The organism is Streptomyces sp. NPDC005878, assembly GCF_040629815.1.
In the GTDB taxonomy this organism is placed as follows: domain Bacteria; phylum Actinomycetota; class Actinomycetes; order Streptomycetales; family Streptomycetaceae; genus Streptomyces.
The window spans coordinates 1-15,022 of the sequence record NZ_JBEXWK010000049.1; the positions used below are offsets into that span (position 1 = coordinate 1).

Consider the following 15,022-nt stretch of genomic DNA (forward strand, 5'->3'; position numbering starts at 1 on the left):
AGGTGAACAGGAGCCGTGCCGGGCGAAGCCGTGGTGGCCGGGTGGCACGGCTGGGTGTACCCCGTCCGCCTAGGGGCGCGGGGAACTGCGCGAGCGGCCACCCGCCGGGCCGCAGACGAAGTCCGGGCGGGAAAGGGGCGCGGGAATCCGTCGGGTATGGGGGACTCGGGGCTCCTCCGAGGGGGGAAGTGGGGGGCCGGTACAGTGAAGGCGTCGTGCATGACCGTATGGGGGGAAGCCGGTGCGAATCCGGCGCTGACCCGCAACCGTGAGCCGCCACCCAAGAACAACGAGCGGCGAGCCGGATCACCCCGACGGACATGACCGGCTCAACGGTCACCGGCAAGCCGCCGATGACCGGCCCGTCGAGGTACACGGGACCGGAGCCGGCGTGCCCCCGCGCCCGCCTGCCGCCCGGCCCCCGCAGGAGAGGCACCGCCCACCCATGACCGTACGCCGCCGCACCGCAGCGATCGCCGCCCTCACCGTCGTCCTCGGCGGCGCCGCCGCCACCGCCACCCCCGCCTTCGCCGACGGCACGCTCCCCCCGGGGCTGTACGGGACGAAGGACCCGGCGTACGACGGCGTCTGGCGGCAGTCGCTCGCCCTGCTCGCCCAGGGCACGGTCGGCGTGAAGCCCGCCGCCCAGTCGGTCACCTGGCTGACCGGCCAGCAGTGCGACACCGGCGGGTTCGCCTCGTACCGGCCCGACGCGGCCAAGCCGTGCGACGCCAAGACGGTCCTCGACACCAACGCCACCGCCGCCGCCGTCCAGGCCCTCGTCGCCCTCGGCGACCACACGGACACCGTGAAGAAGGGCGTCTCCTGGCTGAAGACCGTCCAGAACGACGACGGCGGCTGGTCCTACAACCCCGGCGGCAAGAGCGACGCCAACTCCACGTCCGTGGTCATAGGCGCCCTCGCCGCCGCCGGCGAGAAGCCCGCCGACACCAAGTCCGCCAAGGGCGGCAAGTCCCCGCTCGACGCGCTGCTCACCTTCGCGCTGCCGTGCGACAGCACGCCGGGCGCGGGCGCGTTCGCGTACCAGCCGGACCTCAAGACGGCGAAGCTGTACGCGAACGCCGACGCCAGCGCCGCCGCCGTGACCGCCGCGTACGGCAAGGGCCTCGCCGCCACCGCCGGCCAGGCCGACGCCAAGGGCACCACCTGCGAGAAGGCGGCCACGCCCGAGCAGGCCGCGCACAACGGCGCCGCGTACCTGGCCAGGACCATGGCCAAGTCGGGGCACCTCAACTCCGCGATGCCGGGCGCCGAGAGCCAGCCCGACTACGGCAACACCGCCGACGCGGTCGTCGCCCTCGCCGCCGCCGGCCAGAAGGCCCAGGCCGAGGCGTCCCTGAAGTGGCTGGAGAAGAACACGTCCGGCTGGGCCAAGGAGAACGGCCCCGCCGCCTACGCCCAGCTCGTCCTCGCCGCGAACGCCACCGGCGCCGACCCGAGGGAGTTCGGCGGCGCCGACCTGGTCGCCCAGCTGAACGCGACCGGTCCGGCCCCGGCGGGCACTTCCGCCGCCGAGACGGGCAAGGCGGCCAAGTCCGCCGACTCCGACAAGAAGGACGACTCCTCCGGCATGTCGGTGTGGTGGATCGTCGGCGTCTTCTTCGTCGCCAGCGTGGGCGTCGGCTTCCTGGTCAGCGCCCGCAAGAAGAACGCGCAGAAGTGACCCCGGTCCGCCGTCGCAGCCGCCGGCCGGTCCCGGCCGGGTCCGCCTTCGCCTTCGCTTTCGCCCTCGCCGTCGTGCTGACGCTCGGCGCGGGGGCGGTGGCGGGGCCTGCCCACGCGGCCGGGTACCGCTACTGGTCGTTCTGGGAGCGGCAGGGCACGACGTGGACGTACGCCACGCAGGGCCCGGCCACCGCGCACCCCTCGGACGGTGACGTCCAGGGCTTCCGCTTCGCGGTCAGCGCCGACTCCAAGGACGCGGCGGTCCCGCGTTCGGCACCGACGTTCGCCGAGGTGTGCGCGGCCACGCCCGCCGAGCCCGGCAGGAAGCGCGTCGCCCTCGCGCTCGACTTCGGCACGCCGCAGGACGCGCCCGGCGGCGAGACGCCCCCGGCGGCGCGTACGGCGTGCGCGCGGGTCCCGGAGAACGCGACGACGGCGGACGCCCTGGCGGCGGTGGCCAAGCCGCTGCGCTACAACAGCGCGGCCCTGCTGTGCGCCATCGCGGGCTACCCGAGGACGGGCTGCGGCGAGCAGGTGTCGGGGAAGACCACGCACAAGGCGGCACCGAAGACGTCCGACAGCGGCCCCTCGGTGGGCCTGCTGGCGGGTGGGGCGGCGGTCCTGGCGGTCGCCGCGGCCGCGCTGTGGCAGTCCCGCCGCCGCCACCGGAACTGACGGCGTACCCGACCGATGCCCACCGCCGACGACCACCGCGAGCCACCCACGCCGCCCCGCGCAAGGCCCCGCACGGACCCAGCCGGAGGCCCGGTGGCTGCCGCGGCCCCGCGGCCGCAGGATGCGCCCGCCGGAGGCCGGATGCCCCGGCGGTCCGCCGCCGACGGCCACCGCGAGCCACCCACGCCGCCCTGCGGTAGGCCCCGCACGGATCCGGCCGGAGGCCCGGTGGCTGCCGCGGCCCCGCGGCCGCAGGACGCGCCCGCCCGGGGCCGGGTGCCCCGGCGGTCCGCCGACGACGGCCACCGCGAGCGGCCCGCGCCGCCCCGCGCAAGGCCCCGCACGGATCCGGCCGGAGGCCCGGCGCCCCGGCGGCCCGGCGCCGCGCGGCGCCGTGTCCCGGGGCGTCCGGGTGCGTCCCGTGCCCCGTACGCGAGTCGGGCCAACGCCCTGCATCCCGTGGCCTGGTGGCTGTGGGCCCTGGGGCTCGCCACCGCTGCCTCGCGGACCAGCAACCCCCTCCTGCTCACCCTCCTCGTCACCGTCGCCGGCTACGTCGTGGCGGCGCGGCGCACCGACGCGCCCTGGGCCCGTTCGTACACCGCCTTCGTCAAGCTCGGTCTCGCCGTCGTCGCCATCCGGCTCGTCTTCAACATCGTCCTGGGATCGCCGATCCCCGGCACCCACACCCTTCTCGCGCTCCCCGAGGCGCCCCTGCCCGACTGGGCCCAGGGCATCCGCGTCGGCGGGCGCGTCACCGCCGAGGGCATGCTCTTCGCGTTCTACGACGGCGCCCGCCTCGCCGCCCTCCTCATCTGCGTCGGCGCCGCCAACGCCCTCGCCAACCCGGCCCGTCTGCTGAAGTCCCTGCCGGGCGCGCTGTACGAGGCGGGCGTGGCCGTGGTCGTGGCGATGACGTTCGCGCCGAACATGGTCGCCGACGTCGCCCGCCTCCGTACCGCCCGCAGGCTGCGCGGCCGTCCCACCGGCGGGATCCGGGCGGTCCTCCAGATCGGACTGCCGGTCCTGGAAGGCGCTCTGGAGCGCTCGGTGGCCGTCGCCGCCTCGATGGACGCCCGCGGCTACGGCCGCACCGCGCGCGTCCCGGCCGCCGTCCGCCGCACCACCACCGTCCTCACCCTCGGCGGACTCCTCGGCGTCTGCGCCGGTACGTACGGACTCCTCGCCGCCGAAGGCGCCCGCTACGGCCTGCCGGTGCTGCTGGCCGGGCTCGCCGCGGCGCTCGCGGGCCTGCGCCTGGGCGGCCGCCGAACCGTCCGCACCCGCTACCGCCCCGACCGCTGGGACACCCGCGCCTGGCTGGTGGCCGGATCCGGCGCGGCGGTGGCGGCGGCCATGATCTGGGCGGGTACGTACGCACCGGACGCCCTGCACCCGGGCGTGGTCCCGCTCACCGCCCCCACGCTCCCGCTCCTGCCCGCCCTCGCCACCCTCCTCGGCCTGCTCCCGGCCTTCGTCACCCCCGCCCCGCACCCCGCCCCGGCCCCGCACCCGGCACCTGCCCCGCCCGACCCCCAGGAGTCCCGATGATCCGCTTCGACGAGGTGTCGGTCACGTACGAGGGCCGCCCCGCCCCCACGATCCGGGACGTCGACCTCACCGTCCCCGAGGGCGAACTGGTCCTGCTGGTGGGGCCCTCAGGCGTCGGGAAGTCCACGCTCCTGGGGACGGTCTCCGGTCTCGTCCCGCACTTCACCGGCGGCACCCTGCGCGGCCGGGTCACCGTCGACGGCCGCGACACCCGGACCCACAAGCCGCGCGAACTCGCCGACGTGGTCGGCACGGTCGGCCAGGACCCGCTCGCCCACTTCGTCACCGACACGGTCGAGGACGAGCTGGCGTACGGCATGGAGTCGCTCGGCCTCGCCCCGCACGTGATGCGCCGCCGCGTCGAGGAGACCCTCGACCTGCTCGGCCTCGCGGACCTGCGCGACCGCCCGATCGCGACGCTCTCCGGCGGCCAGCAGCAGCGCGTGGCGATCGGCTCGGTCCTGACCCCGCACCCCAAGGTGCTGGTCCTGGACGAACCGACGTCCGCGCTGGACCCGGCGGCGGCCGAGGAGGTCCTGTCCGTCCTGCAACGCCTCGTCCACGACCTCGGCACGACCGTCCTCATGGCGGAGCACCGCCTGGAGCGCGTCGTGCAGTACGCGGACCGCGTGATCCTGCTGGCGGCCGGGGGCGAGCCCCCGCTCCTGGGCACCCCCGCCGAGATCATGGCCACGTCGCCGGTCCATCCGCCGGTGGTGGCCCTGGGGCGCCTCGCGGGCTGGAGCCCGCTGCCCCTGTCGGTACGGGACGCGCGGCGCCGGGCGCACGACCTGCGCGCGAGCCTCGCCGCCCACGTCCCGGGGCCGCCGACGGGGGACGGCGGCCGGCCGGCCGAAGGCCGCGTATGCCCGCACGGCCCGCACGGCCCCCTGGAGCCGACGGGTCTGCGGGCCGCCCTCGCCCGTCTGCGCCGGGGGGCCCGCCCCGCCACGCCCGCGGCCACGGCGACCGCCGTGGTCAGCGGTCTGGGCGTGCGCCGAGGCCGTATCGAGGCCCTGCGCCACGTGGACCTCACCGTCACGCCCGGCGAGACCGTCGCCCTCATGGGACGCAACGGCGCCGGCAAGTCCACCCTCCTCACCACCCTCGTCGGCATGACCGAACCCACCACCGGCACGGCGACCGTCAACGGCCGCACCCCGCACCGCACACCCCCGCGCGAGCTGATCCGCGAGGTCGGCCTCGTACCGCAGGAACCCCGCGACCTGCTGTACGCGGACACGGTCGAGGCCGAGTGCGCGGCCGCCGACGCGGACGCGGACGCCACCCCCGGCACCTGCCGCGACCTGGTCACCGCCCTGCTCCCCGGCGTCCCCGACGACACCCACCCCCGCGACCTGTCCGAGGGCCAGCGCCTCGCGCTCGCCCTGGCCATCGTCCTGACGGGCCGGCCCCCGCTGCTGCTCCTCGACGAGCCGACGCGCGGTCTGGACTACGCGGCGAAGGCGCGCCTCGCGGACGTCCTGCGCGACCTCGCCGCCGAGGGCCACGCGATCGTCCTCGCCACCCACGACGTGGAGCTGGCCGCCGAGATCGCCCACCGGGTGGTGATCCTCGCGGACGGCGAGGTGGTCGCGGACGGCCCGACCGCCGACGTGGTCGTCTCCTCGCCCTCCTTCGCCCCCCAGGTCGCCAAGGTCCTGGCGCCCGACCCGTGGCTCACGGTGACGCAGGTACGGGAGGCCCTCGCATGACGGCACCAGCGCGTGACCTGCCTCCCACGCCACCGCGTGACCTGCCCCCGACCCGCCAGGCGAAGGCGGTCCGGCTCGGCCCGCGCGGGATCACCGCCCTCGCCCTGATCAGCTTCGTCGGGGTCGCCGCCTTCGGCTGGCCGCTGCTGGCCGACGCGGACTCGGGGCTCGCCCACTCCCAGGACGCCCCCTGGCTCTTCGCCGCGCTCCTGCCGCTCCTCGTGGGCGTGGTGGTCGCCACGATCGCGGACGAGGACGGCGGGATGGATGCCAAGGCCGTCGCCATGCTCGGCGTCCTCGCGGCGGTCGGCGCCGCGCTGCGGCCGCTGGGGGCGGGTACGGCGGGCCTGGAGCCGATGTTCTTCCTGATGGTCCTGAGCGGCCGCGTCCTCGGGCCGGGTTTCGGCTTCGTGCTCGGCGCGGTCACGATGTTCGCGTCCGCGCTGCTCACCGGGGGTGTCGGTCCCTGGATGCCGTTCCAGATGCTGGCGATGGGCTGGTTCGCGATGGGCGCGGGCCTGCTGCCGGGCCCGCACCGGCTGCGCGGCCGGGGGGAGCTGGCCCTGCTCGCGGTCTACGGCTGCGTCGCGTCCTTCGCGTACGGCACGGTCATGAACCTCCAGGGCTGGACGTACATCGGCGGGATGTCGTCCGGGATCTCCTTCCACCCCGGCGACCCCCTGGGGGAGAACCTGCTGCGCTTCGCCGCGTACTGCGCGACGACGTCGTTGGGGTGGGACCTGGGGCGGGCGGCACTGACCACGGTCCTGACGCTGGGGCTGGGGTCGACCGTGCTGAGGGCGTTGCGTCGGGCGACGCGGCGGGCGGCGTTTGAGGCGGGGGGGAGGTTCGAGGGGGCGTGATCGGCCCGGGGTTCGTCTGCGGGCCGGTGGTGGGTTGCCCGCGCAGTTCCCCGCGCCCCTGATGGCTCGTCTTTTGCGTGCGGGTGGTGGTGGGTTCCCCGCGCAGTTCCCCGCGCCCCTGGTCGGCCGGGGTTTGTCTGCGGGTCGTTGGTGGGCCGGTCGCGCAGTTCCCCGCGCCCCTGGGGGGACGGGGTGTGGCCGGGCCGCTTTGTTCGGGGGGTGCTGGTTCGTCTCGGGGCTCGTTTTCTGGCTGCGGGTCGGTGGGGGCTGGTCGCGCAGTTCCCCGCGCCCCTTCAGGCACCTCCGGCCGCTGCAACTTCCCGGTTCACCCCGGCCCCCTCAGGGGCGCGGGGAACTGCGCGGGCAACCCAGCACGGTCCGCAGACGAACACGTGGCGGGAGGAACCCCTTCAGGGGCGCGGGGAACTGCGCGAGCAACCGAGCACCGGTCTGCAGGTGACCCCGTAGCTGGATGGCCGGGCCGGAGGCCAGGGCCTCTGAGGGGCGCGGGGAACTGCGCGGCCAGCCGACCACCGGTCTGCAGGTGGCGACGTAGTTGGGTGGCCGGGCCGGAGGCCAGGGGCTTTCAGGGGCGCGGGGGACTGCGCGGGCGGGACTCCACCGGGCCGCAGGCGAAGGTGCGGCCGATGAGGGGCGCGGGGAACTGCGCGGGGGTTCGCTACCCGTCCGGCTGGTGGTGGCTGAGGCGGGGGGCCGGGCGTCGCCCGGGGGTCATGTCGCGCGGTACGACACCGGGTGCGTGCCCGGGATCGGCTCCGCCCGGCCCCCCTTCACCAGCCGCCGCACATGCGCCTCCGCCTCCGCCACCGCGATGTTCCGCGAGCCGTACGGGATCTCGGACCACGGGCGGTTCCACTCCATCCGTACCGCCAGCTCCCACGGCGTGAGCGGTTCCGCCGACAGGAGCGCCAGCAGGCCCGTCAGGCGTGACTCGTGGTGGGCCAGGAGTTCGCGGACCCGTGACGCCGCGTCCGTGAACGCGTGCTGGTGGGCGGGCAGGACCTCCGCCACCCCGAGGCGGCCCACCCGCTCCAGGGAGGACACGTAGTCCCCCAGCGGGTCCGTCACCGTCGCGTCGTCGGGGTCCTCGTACAGCCCGATGTGCGGACTGATCCCCGGCAGCAGGTGGTCGCCGGAGAAGAGGCGGCCGTGGCCCGGCCGCCCGGACGGGTGGCGCTCCTCCAGGTGCAGGCAGACGTGGCCCGGGGTGTGCCCCGGCGTCCACACCGCCCGCAGCCGGCGGCCGGGCAGCGGCAGCAGGTCGCCGGGGACGATCTCGCGGTCCGGCAGCGCCGCCCGCAGCCCGGGCAGCGCCCGTGCCGCACCGCGCGCCCGCGCCTCTCGCAGCGGCCCGAGATGCGACTCCGGCGCCCCCACCGCCGCCAGCTTCGCCGCCAAGTAGTCCAGCCAGGCGCCCGGTTCGGCCTCGCGCGTACGCCGTACGACCGCCGTGTCCGCCGCGTGCATCGCCAGCCACGCCCCGGACGCCTCCCGGACCCGGCCCGAGAGGCCGTGGTGGTCGGGGTGGTGGTGGGTCAGGACGACGCCGTGGATGTCGGCGACGTCCGTGCCCAGGCGCCGCAGGCCCTCGGTCAGCGTGTCCCAGGACGCCGGGTCGTCCCAGCCGGTGTCGACCAGGACCGGACCCCGGTCGGTGTCGACGACGTACACCAGCGTGTGGCCCAGGGGGTTGTCCGGGATGGGCACCTCGACGGACCGGACGCCCCCGCCGTGATCGGCCGTCCCCGTCCCCGCCGCCCGCCCCCGCGTCCCCTGCGTCATGCCGCCCACAGTAGAACGTGTTTCAGTCAGTCCTCAAGCCCCGCTCGCCGCCTCTCCCGGCCCGTGGACTCCTCATAGGGGAACTGGTATCAGTTCAGGCAGATCTGATATGTCGTCAGGAAAGTTGTCAGGAACGTCGCCGGGAACGACGTCAGCAACGTCGTCGGAAAGCCGCCTCGGGGCGGTCGAGCGGGAGGCCCCCAGCCATGACCCATGCCACCAACGACCTGGTCGAACACGAACAGCTCTATATCGGCGGGAAGCTGACCGCCCCCCGCGGATCCGACGTCATCGAGGTGGTCTCCCCGCACACCGAGCAGCTCATCGGCCGCGTACCGCACGCCTCGCGCGCCGACGTCGACCACGCGGTCGCCACCGCCCGCCGCGCCTTCGACGAGGGCCCCTGGCCCCGGCTGCCGCTCGCCGAACGCATCGAGGTCGTCTCCCGTATCAAGGACGCCATCGCCCTGCGCCACGAGGAGATCGCCCGCTCCATCAGCGCCCAGAACGGCTCCCCGTACTCCTGGAGCGTCCTCGCGCAGGCGCTCGGCGCGATGATGGTCTGGGACGCGGCGATCACCGTGGCCCGCGACTTCCCGTACGAGGAGCCGCGCGCCGGCGTCCTCGGGCCGATCCTGGTGCGGCGCGAACCCGTGGGGGTCGTCGCGGCCGTCGTCCCGTGGAACGTCCCGCAGTTCGTGGCCGCCGCCAAACTCGCGCCCGCGCTGCTCGCCGGGTGCGCGGTGGTGCTCAAGCCGTCCCCGGAGACGCCGCTGGACGCGTACATCCTGGGCGACATCGCCCGGGAGGCCGGGCTGCCGGAGGGCGTGCTGTCGATCCTGCCCGCCGACCGCGAGGTCAGCGAGTACCTGGTCGGGCACCCGGACGTCGACAAGGTGTCGTTCACCGGGTCGGTGGCGGCCGGGCGGCGCGTGATGGAGGTCGCCGCGCGCAACCTCACCCGGGTCACCCTGGAGCTGGGCGGGAAGTCCGCCGCGGTCGTGCTGCCCGACGCCGACCTGGCGGCGACCGTCGCCGGAGTAGTCCCGGCCGCGTGGATGAACAACGGGCAGGCGTGCGTCGCCCAGACCCGCATCCTGGCGCCCGCGAGCCGCTACGACGAGTTCGCGGAGGCGTTCGCGGCCGCCGCCGGGCAGCTCGTCGTCGGCGACCCGCTGGACCCCGCGACCCAGGTCGGCCCGCTGGTCGCCAGGCGCCAGCAGCAGCGCTCGCTCGACTACATCCGCATCGGCCAGGAGGAGGGCGCCAAGATCCTGGCGGGCGGCGGCCGTCCGGCCGGGCGGGACCGGGGCTGGTACGTCGAGCCGACGCTCTTCGGCGGCGTCGACAACTCCATGCGGATCGCCCGCGAGGAGATCTTCGGGCCGGTGATCTGCCTGCTGCCGTACGGTGACGAGGCCGAGGCGCTGCGGATCGCCAACGACTCCGAGTACGGCCTCAGCGGCAGCGTGTGGACCGGTGACGTGGAGCGCGGCCTCGCGTTCGCCCGCCAGGTGCGCACGGGGACGTTCAACGTGAACACCTTCAGCCTGGACATGTTCGGCCCGTTCGGCGGCTACAAGAACTCGGGCCTGGGGCGGGAGTTCGGGCCCGAGGGGCTGAGCGAGTACCTGGAGCACAAGATGATCCATCTTCCGGCCGGGTACGGGGGCGGGGCGTGATGGGCGACCGCTGGCACGTCGAGGTCGACCGGAGCGTGTGCATCGGGTCGGGGATGTGCGTGAGCACCGCGCCGGGGTCCTTCGCGCTGGACACGGCTCGCCAGTCCCGGCCCCGGAGCCCGGACGCCGACGCCGGTGAGCAGGTGCTCGCGGCGGCGGAGGGGTGCCCGGTGGAGGCCATCAGCATCACCCTGCGCGATACGGGCGAGGCCGTCTTCCCTCCCGAGGAGTGAGCGCGTCCGCCGTCGGCCGCGGGCCGGCCCACCACCGGCCCGCGGCCGAACTCCCGCCCCGTCTCCCCGAATCCCCCGGCGTCCGACCTCGTTCGAACACAAATTGACGCATGCGTACCGCACAGTCACCGTATGACACATGCGACTGTCCCGGCCCCGGCAGGCGTGGCACCTTCGTTGCCACGCCACCGAGGGGGGAAGCGATGGACAAGCGGTACGAAGTCTTCTGCCTGGCCGACAGGCAGTTCTACGAGACTCCGGACCGCTTGTCATCGGCCAGGACCGGCGAGCCCGTGCCGCTCTTCGAGGCGGCCCTGCGCCCGGTCCCCGAGGGATGGCGCACCACGCTCTCCGGGGACTGGCTCCACTTCAGCCCCGTCGACGAGGCGGGCGACCCGCGTCCGGGGACGCCCCGCCAGGGCTGGAAGATCCACGTCTCGGCCTGTCTGGACAACGCCGAGAAGATGGCGGCGCAGGTGTGGGAGTACTGCGTCCCCAGAGCCGTCCCGTTCAAGTTCGTGCCGGGCCGCCAGCCGCTGCACCTGCGCAACTCCAAGTACGCCGGGCGCGGCTCCAGCGGGAAGTTCGCCACGATCTACCCGTCCGGCGTGGACCAGCTGGAGCGAATACTCACCGAGCTCGGCGAACTGCTCGACGGCGAGCCGGGCCCGTACATCCTCACCGATCTGCGCTGGAACTCCGGTCCGCTGTACGTGCGGTACGGCGGCTTCGTCGAGCGGCACTGCGTCGGTGAGGGCGGGGCGCTGGTCCCCGCGATCGAGAACGCCCGGGGCGAGCTGGTCCCCGACCGCCGCGACCCGGCGTTCCAGGTGCCCGAATGGGTGACGCTGCCCCCGTTCCTGCGGCCCCAGCTGGAAGCGCGCAACGCGACGACCGTGGGCGACCTGCCGTACCGCATCGAGCGGGCGCTGCACTTCTCCAACGGCGGCGGTGTGTACGCCGGAACCGATGTGCGCGACGGCAGCAAGGTCGTCCTGAAGGAGGCCCGGCCCTACGCGGGGCTCGCCGCCGACGGCTGCGACGCGGTCACCCGCCTGGAGCGGGAGAAGGCGGCCCTGGAGCGGATCTCCGGGCTCGGGGTGGCGCCGGAGGTGCGCGACTGGTTCGAGCTGGGCGACCACCGCTTCCTCGTCATGGACTTCCTGGAGGGGCGCACGCTGAACGCGTTCTTCGCCGAGCGCCACCCGCTCCTCGCGGTCGACCCCGACCCGGACGCGGTGGCGTCGTACACCACCTGGGCGCTCGCGGTGCACCGGGCCGTGGAGCGGGCGGTCGAGGCGGTGCACTCGCGCGGACTGGTCTGCAACGACCTGCACATGTTCAACGTGATGGTCGGGCCGGACGGGGACGAGGCGAACGGCGGCCGGGAGGTCGCGGTGCGGCTGCTCGACTTCGAGGCCGCGGTGCCGCTCGACGAGCACGAGGGGCAGACGATGGCGCACCCCGGGTTCGTGGCCCCGCGCGACCGCAAGGGCTTCGACGTCGACCGGTACGCGCTGGCCTGCCTGCGGCTCGCCCTGTTCGTGCCGATGACCACGCTGCTCGTGGTCGACCAGGACAAGGCGGCGCATCTGGCGAAGGTCGCGAAGAGCCAGTTCCCCGCTGTGCCGGAAGGTTTCTTCGAGGAGGCGGTGCGGGTCATCCGGGGCACCGACGAGCCCCTGGCGCGGCCCTATCTGCCCGCCCGGCCCGAGGAGTGGCCGGCCGGGCGCGACTCGATGGTCCGCGCGATCCTCGCCTCCGCCACGCCCGAACGCGAGGACCGGCTCTTCCCCGGGGACATCTCGCAGTTCGCGGAGGGCGGCGGCCTCGGCGTCGCGTACGGCGCGGCCGGGGTGCTCTACGCCCTGGACGCCACCGGCGCCGGGCGCTACCGGGACGGCGAGGAGTGGCTGCTGCGCCGCACCGAGGAGCCGCCCGCCGGCTGCCCGCTGGGCTTCTACGACGGGCTGAGCGGCGTGGCGTACGTCCTGGACCGCCTCGGCCACACCGAACGCGCCCTCGACCTCGTCGACCGGGTGCTGGAGGAGAAGTGGCAGCGGCTCGCGCCCGGCCTGCACGGGGGCCTGGCCGGGCTCGGGCTCGCGCTGGACTCGCTCGGCCGCACCACCGGTGAGAGCGATCTGCGCGACCGGGCCCTGGAAGCGGCCTGGATCATCGCCGGGGAGCCGCGGCCCGAGGACGGCGGCGGGCGCAGACGCGCCGGTCTGCTGCACGGCGCCAGCGGTCCGGCGCTGCTCTTCCTGCGGCTCTACGAGCACACCGGCGAACCCGCGCTCCTCGACCACGCCGCCGAGTTCCTCCGCCGCGACCTCGCGGCCTGCGTCACCGACCGCTCGGGCGCCCTCCAGGTCGACGAGGGCGTACGGACCATGCCCTACCTCGGCTCCGGCGGCGTCGGCATCGCGATGGTGCTGGACGACTATCTGGCGCACCGGTACGACGAGGAGTTCGCCGAGGCCAGGGCCGCGATCCTGCCCACCGCGCGGCTGCGGTACTACGCCCAGCCGGGCCTGTTCGACGGCCGTGCGGGCATGGTGCTGCACCTGGCCCGCACCCGCGCCGCGCGTGCCGACCTGGACGCGCAGAGCGCGGCGCTCGCCTGGTACGCCGTGCCGTACGAAGGCCATCTGGCCTTCCCCGGCAACCAGATGATGCGGCTCTCCATGGACCTCGCGACCGGCACGGCGGGCGTTCTGCTCGCCCTGGGCTCGCTGCCCGCCGCCGCGTCCGCCCGAAGGCGCCCCGCGGGGCTGCCCTTCCTGCCACCCCTTCCGGTGGCCCCCAGGACGGCCCCGCGAGGGGCCGGACGGTAACCCCGTCCCCACGAAGAAATCCCAACACAAAGGAGATGGCCATGACCCTTCTCGACCTTCAGAAGATGGACGTTCCCGAGACCACCGGCGGCGGCGGCGGCGAGAGCAGCGTCAGCCTGCTGCTGTGTGACAAGCACAGCGGGGCCAGCCAGCTGCTCTGCCTCTGACACACCCGCACCACCCTGATCAATCCCTGTTGCGTCTGATCGACCTTGATCGATCCTGAGCAACCGTGTAACGCGGCCCCGGGCGGATCTGCTCTCCGCCCGGGGCCTGCGCGCCCCGGAGGGCCCCTTGGCTCCACGCCCCTTTCTCCGTGAGACCGTCCGGCACGGCGCGGCGCCCGCCGCCCTCGTGCTGCTGCTGACCACGGCCCTCGCCGGGGCGGGCCTGGCCCTGCCGTGGGCGCTCGGCCGCACCCTCGACCTGCTGCTCGGCGAGGACCGCTCGGCCGCCGGGCCCTGGCTCGCGCTGTGCGCGGCCCTCACCGGCGCCACCGTCCTGCTCGGCGCCCTCGACGGCCTGGTCACCGCCACCGCCACCGCCCGGACCACCGCGTGGATACGCGCCCGCGTCCTCGGCCATGTGCTGGCCGCCGGACCCCGCACCACCATCGCCGAGGGCGACCTGGTGGCCCGGCTCGTCGGCAACGCCGCCCAGGCCGGACCCGTGCCCGCGACCCTTGCCGCCACCCTCGCCGGTGTGCTCACCCCGGTCGGCGGACTGGTGGCGCTCGCCCTCACCGACGGATGGACGGCGCTCGCGCTGCTCGCCGGGATGCCCGTGCTCGTCCTGCTGCTCAAGGTGTTCGTCCGCAGGTCCGGGGATGTGGGCACCGCCTATCTGCGGGCCCAGGGCGAGATCGCCGGGCGGCTCACCGAAGCCGTGGAGGGCGCCCGCACCATCGCGGCCGCCGGGACCGCCGAACGCGACGCGGCCCGCATCCTCGCCCCGCTGCCCGAACTGTCCCGCCAGGGCTACCGCATGTGGCGCGTCACCGGCCGCTCCACCGCCCAGGCCGCCGCCCTGCTGCCGCTGCTCCAGCTCCTCGTGCTCGCGGTCGCGGGACTGCGGCTCGCGGATGGGGCGCTGAGCGTCGGCGGCATGCTCGCGGCCTGGCGGTACGCCGTCCTCGCCACCGGCACCGGGACCCTGGTCGGCCAGCTCAACGGCCTGGTCCGGGGCCGGGCCGCCGCCGACCGCCTCGCCGAGGCGCTCGCCCCGCCCGCCCTGGCGTACGGGACACGGCAACTGCCCGACGGACCCGGCTCGTTGGAGTTCCGCGGCGTCCGCACCGGACCCCTCGACGACATCGACCTCTACATCCCCGGCGGCTCGGTGGCCGCCGTGGTGGGGCGCTCCGGCAGCGGAAAGAGCGCCCTGGCCGCGGTCGCGGGCCGGCTCACCGACCCCGACCGGGGCACGGTCCTCCTCGACGGCGTTCCGCTGCCCGAGCTCTCCCGGCAGCACCTGCGCCGCGAGGTCGGCCACGCCTTCGCCCGCCCGGCGCTCCTCGGCGCGACCATCGGCGGCACGATCGCCTTCGGCGTCGACGAACCCGGCCCGGAGCAGGTCACGGCCGCCGCCCGGGCCGCCTGCGCCGACGACTTCGTCCGCAGGCTGCCGCTCGGCTACGACACCCCCTGCGAGCAGGCCCCGATGTCCGGCGGGGAAGCCCAACGCCTGGGCCTGGCGCGGGCGTTCGCGCACTGCGGGCGGCTGCTGGTCCTCGACGACGCCACCTCCAGCCTCGACTCGGCGACCGAGCACAGGGTCTCCCGCGCGCTGCTCGACGAACTGACCCCGGGCACCCGGCTCATCGTCGCCCACCGGGTGACCACCGCCGCCCGCGCCGATCTGGTGGTCTGGCTGGACGGCGGCGGGGTGCGCGCGCTCGCCCCGCACACGGAGCTGTGGCGGCTGCCCGAGTACCGCGCGGTGTTCGCCGGGGAGGCCGCGTGAAGGGGCGCCTGCGGG

General features: G+C 75.2%; 11 protein-coding genes and 1 riboswitch. Of the genes, 10 read left to right on the forward strand and 1 reads right to left on the reverse strand.

Features of this window, described 5'->3' with window-relative positions; all coding sequences use genetic code 11:
• Positions 1-197: 197 nt before the first annotated feature.
• A riboswitch (cobalamin riboswitch) is annotated at positions 198-331 on the forward strand.
• Positions 332-445: 114 nt separating this feature from the next.
• The 5 genes from ABZ404_RS38295 to ABZ404_RS38315 all read left to right on the forward strand — a co-directional run bounded on the left by ABZ404_RS38295 (position 446) and on the right by ABZ404_RS38315 (position 6,490).
• A complete protein-coding gene (locus tag ABZ404_RS38295) occupies positions 446-1,684 on the forward strand; it encodes a prenyltransferase/squalene oxidase repeat-containing protein (protein ID WP_358835975.1) in 1,239 nt (412 codons plus the stop codon).
• 74 nt (positions 1,685-1,758) lie between these two features.
• On the forward strand, positions 1,759-2,361 hold the full coding sequence (locus ABZ404_RS38300; RefSeq protein ID WP_358835978.1) for an SCO2322 family protein: 603 nt from the start codon (positions 1,759-1,761) through the stop codon (positions 2,359-2,361).
• Between the two features lie 450 nt (positions 2,362-2,811).
• Entirely contained in the window at positions 2,812-3,912 is a 1,101-nt protein-coding gene (locus ABZ404_RS38305; protein WP_358835104.1) for an energy-coupling factor transporter transmembrane protein EcfT, read from the forward strand.
• Complete coding sequence (locus tag ABZ404_RS38310; protein ID WP_358835095.1) at positions 3,909-5,627, forward strand: ATP-binding cassette domain-containing protein; 1,719 nt, start codon at positions 3,909-3,911, stop codon at positions 5,625-5,627. The genes ABZ404_RS38305 and ABZ404_RS38310 overlap by 4 nt, the downstream gene beginning before the upstream one ends.
• On the forward strand, positions 5,624-6,490 hold the full coding sequence (locus tag ABZ404_RS38315) for an ECF transporter S component (RefSeq protein WP_358835096.1): 867 nt from the start codon (positions 5,624-5,626) through the stop codon (positions 6,488-6,490). Before ABZ404_RS38310 ends, ABZ404_RS38315 begins: the two co-directional genes overlap by 4 nt.
• A gap of 732 nt (positions 6,491-7,222) precedes the next feature.
• Here ABZ404_RS38315 and ABZ404_RS38320 read toward each other — a convergent pair.
• On the reverse strand, positions 7,223-8,293 hold the full coding sequence (locus tag ABZ404_RS38320) for an MBL fold metallo-hydrolase (protein ID WP_358991634.1): 1,071 nt from the start codon (positions 8,291-8,293) through the stop codon (positions 7,223-7,225).
• A gap of 206 nt (positions 8,294-8,499) precedes the next feature.
• Between ABZ404_RS38320 and ABZ404_RS38325 the strand changes: the two genes are divergently transcribed.
• The 5 genes from ABZ404_RS38325 (at position 8,500) to ABZ404_RS38345 (ending at position 15,007) form a co-directional block, all read left to right on the forward strand.
• The gene (locus ABZ404_RS38325) at positions 8,500-9,975 is read left to right on the forward strand and encodes an aldehyde dehydrogenase (RefSeq protein WP_358835098.1); all 1,476 of its coding nucleotides are present in this window, start codon (positions 8,500-8,502) and stop codon (positions 9,973-9,975) included.
• The gene (locus ABZ404_RS38330) at positions 9,975-10,208 is read left to right on the forward strand and encodes a ferredoxin (protein ID WP_358835099.1); all 234 of its coding nucleotides are present in this window, start codon (positions 9,975-9,977) and stop codon (positions 10,206-10,208) included. The genes ABZ404_RS38325 and ABZ404_RS38330 overlap by 1 nt, the downstream gene beginning before the upstream one ends.
• Positions 10,209-10,411: 203 nt before the next feature.
• The gene (gene lanKC / locus ABZ404_RS38335; RefSeq protein WP_358835100.1) at positions 10,412-13,045 is read left to right on the forward strand and encodes a class III lanthionine synthetase LanKC; all 2,634 of its coding nucleotides are present in this window, start codon (positions 10,412-10,414) and stop codon (positions 13,043-13,045) included.
• A gap of 41 nt (positions 13,046-13,086) precedes the next feature.
• Positions 13,087-13,212, forward strand: a complete 126-nt coding sequence (locus tag ABZ404_RS38340) for a SapB/AmfS family lanthipeptide (RefSeq protein ID WP_358835101.1) — start codon at positions 13,087-13,089, stop codon at positions 13,210-13,212.
• A gap of 187 nt (positions 13,213-13,399) precedes the next feature.
• Positions 13,400-15,007, forward strand: coding sequence for an ABC transporter ATP-binding protein (locus tag ABZ404_RS38345; RefSeq protein WP_358835105.1), 1,608 nt, complete (start codon positions 13,400-13,402; stop codon positions 15,005-15,007).
• Positions 15,008-15,022: the final 15 nt, after the last annotated feature.

Bases quoted from the DNA above. Each gene is read 5' to 3' on its own strand.
- ABZ404_RS38295 (WP_358835975.1), top strand. From the start codon at position 446: ATGACCGTACGCCGCCGCACCGCAGCGATCGCCGCCCTCACCGTCGTC.
- ABZ404_RS38310 (WP_358835095.1), top strand. From the start codon at position 3,909: ATGATCCGCTTCGACGAGGTGTCGGTCACGTACGAGGGCCGCCCCGCC.
- ABZ404_RS38315 (WP_358835096.1), top strand. From the start codon at position 5,624: ATGACGGCACCAGCGCGTGACCTGCCTCCCACGCCACCGCGTGACCTG.
- ABZ404_RS38320 (WP_358991634.1), bottom strand. From the start codon at position 8,293: ATGACGCAGGGGACGCGGGGGCGGGCGGCGGGGACGGGGACGGCCGAT.
- ABZ404_RS38325 (WP_358835098.1), top strand. From the start codon at position 8,500: ATGACCCATGCCACCAACGACCTGGTCGAACACGAACAGCTCTATATC.
- ABZ404_RS38330 (WP_358835099.1), top strand. From the start codon at position 9,975: ATGGGCGACCGCTGGCACGTCGAGGTCGACCGGAGCGTGTGCATCGGG.
- lanKC (WP_358835100.1), top strand. From the start codon at position 10,412: ATGGACAAGCGGTACGAAGTCTTCTGCCTGGCCGACAGGCAGTTCTAC.
- ABZ404_RS38340 (WP_358835101.1), top strand. From the start codon at position 13,087: ATGACCCTTCTCGACCTTCAGAAGATGGACGTTCCCGAGACCACCGGC.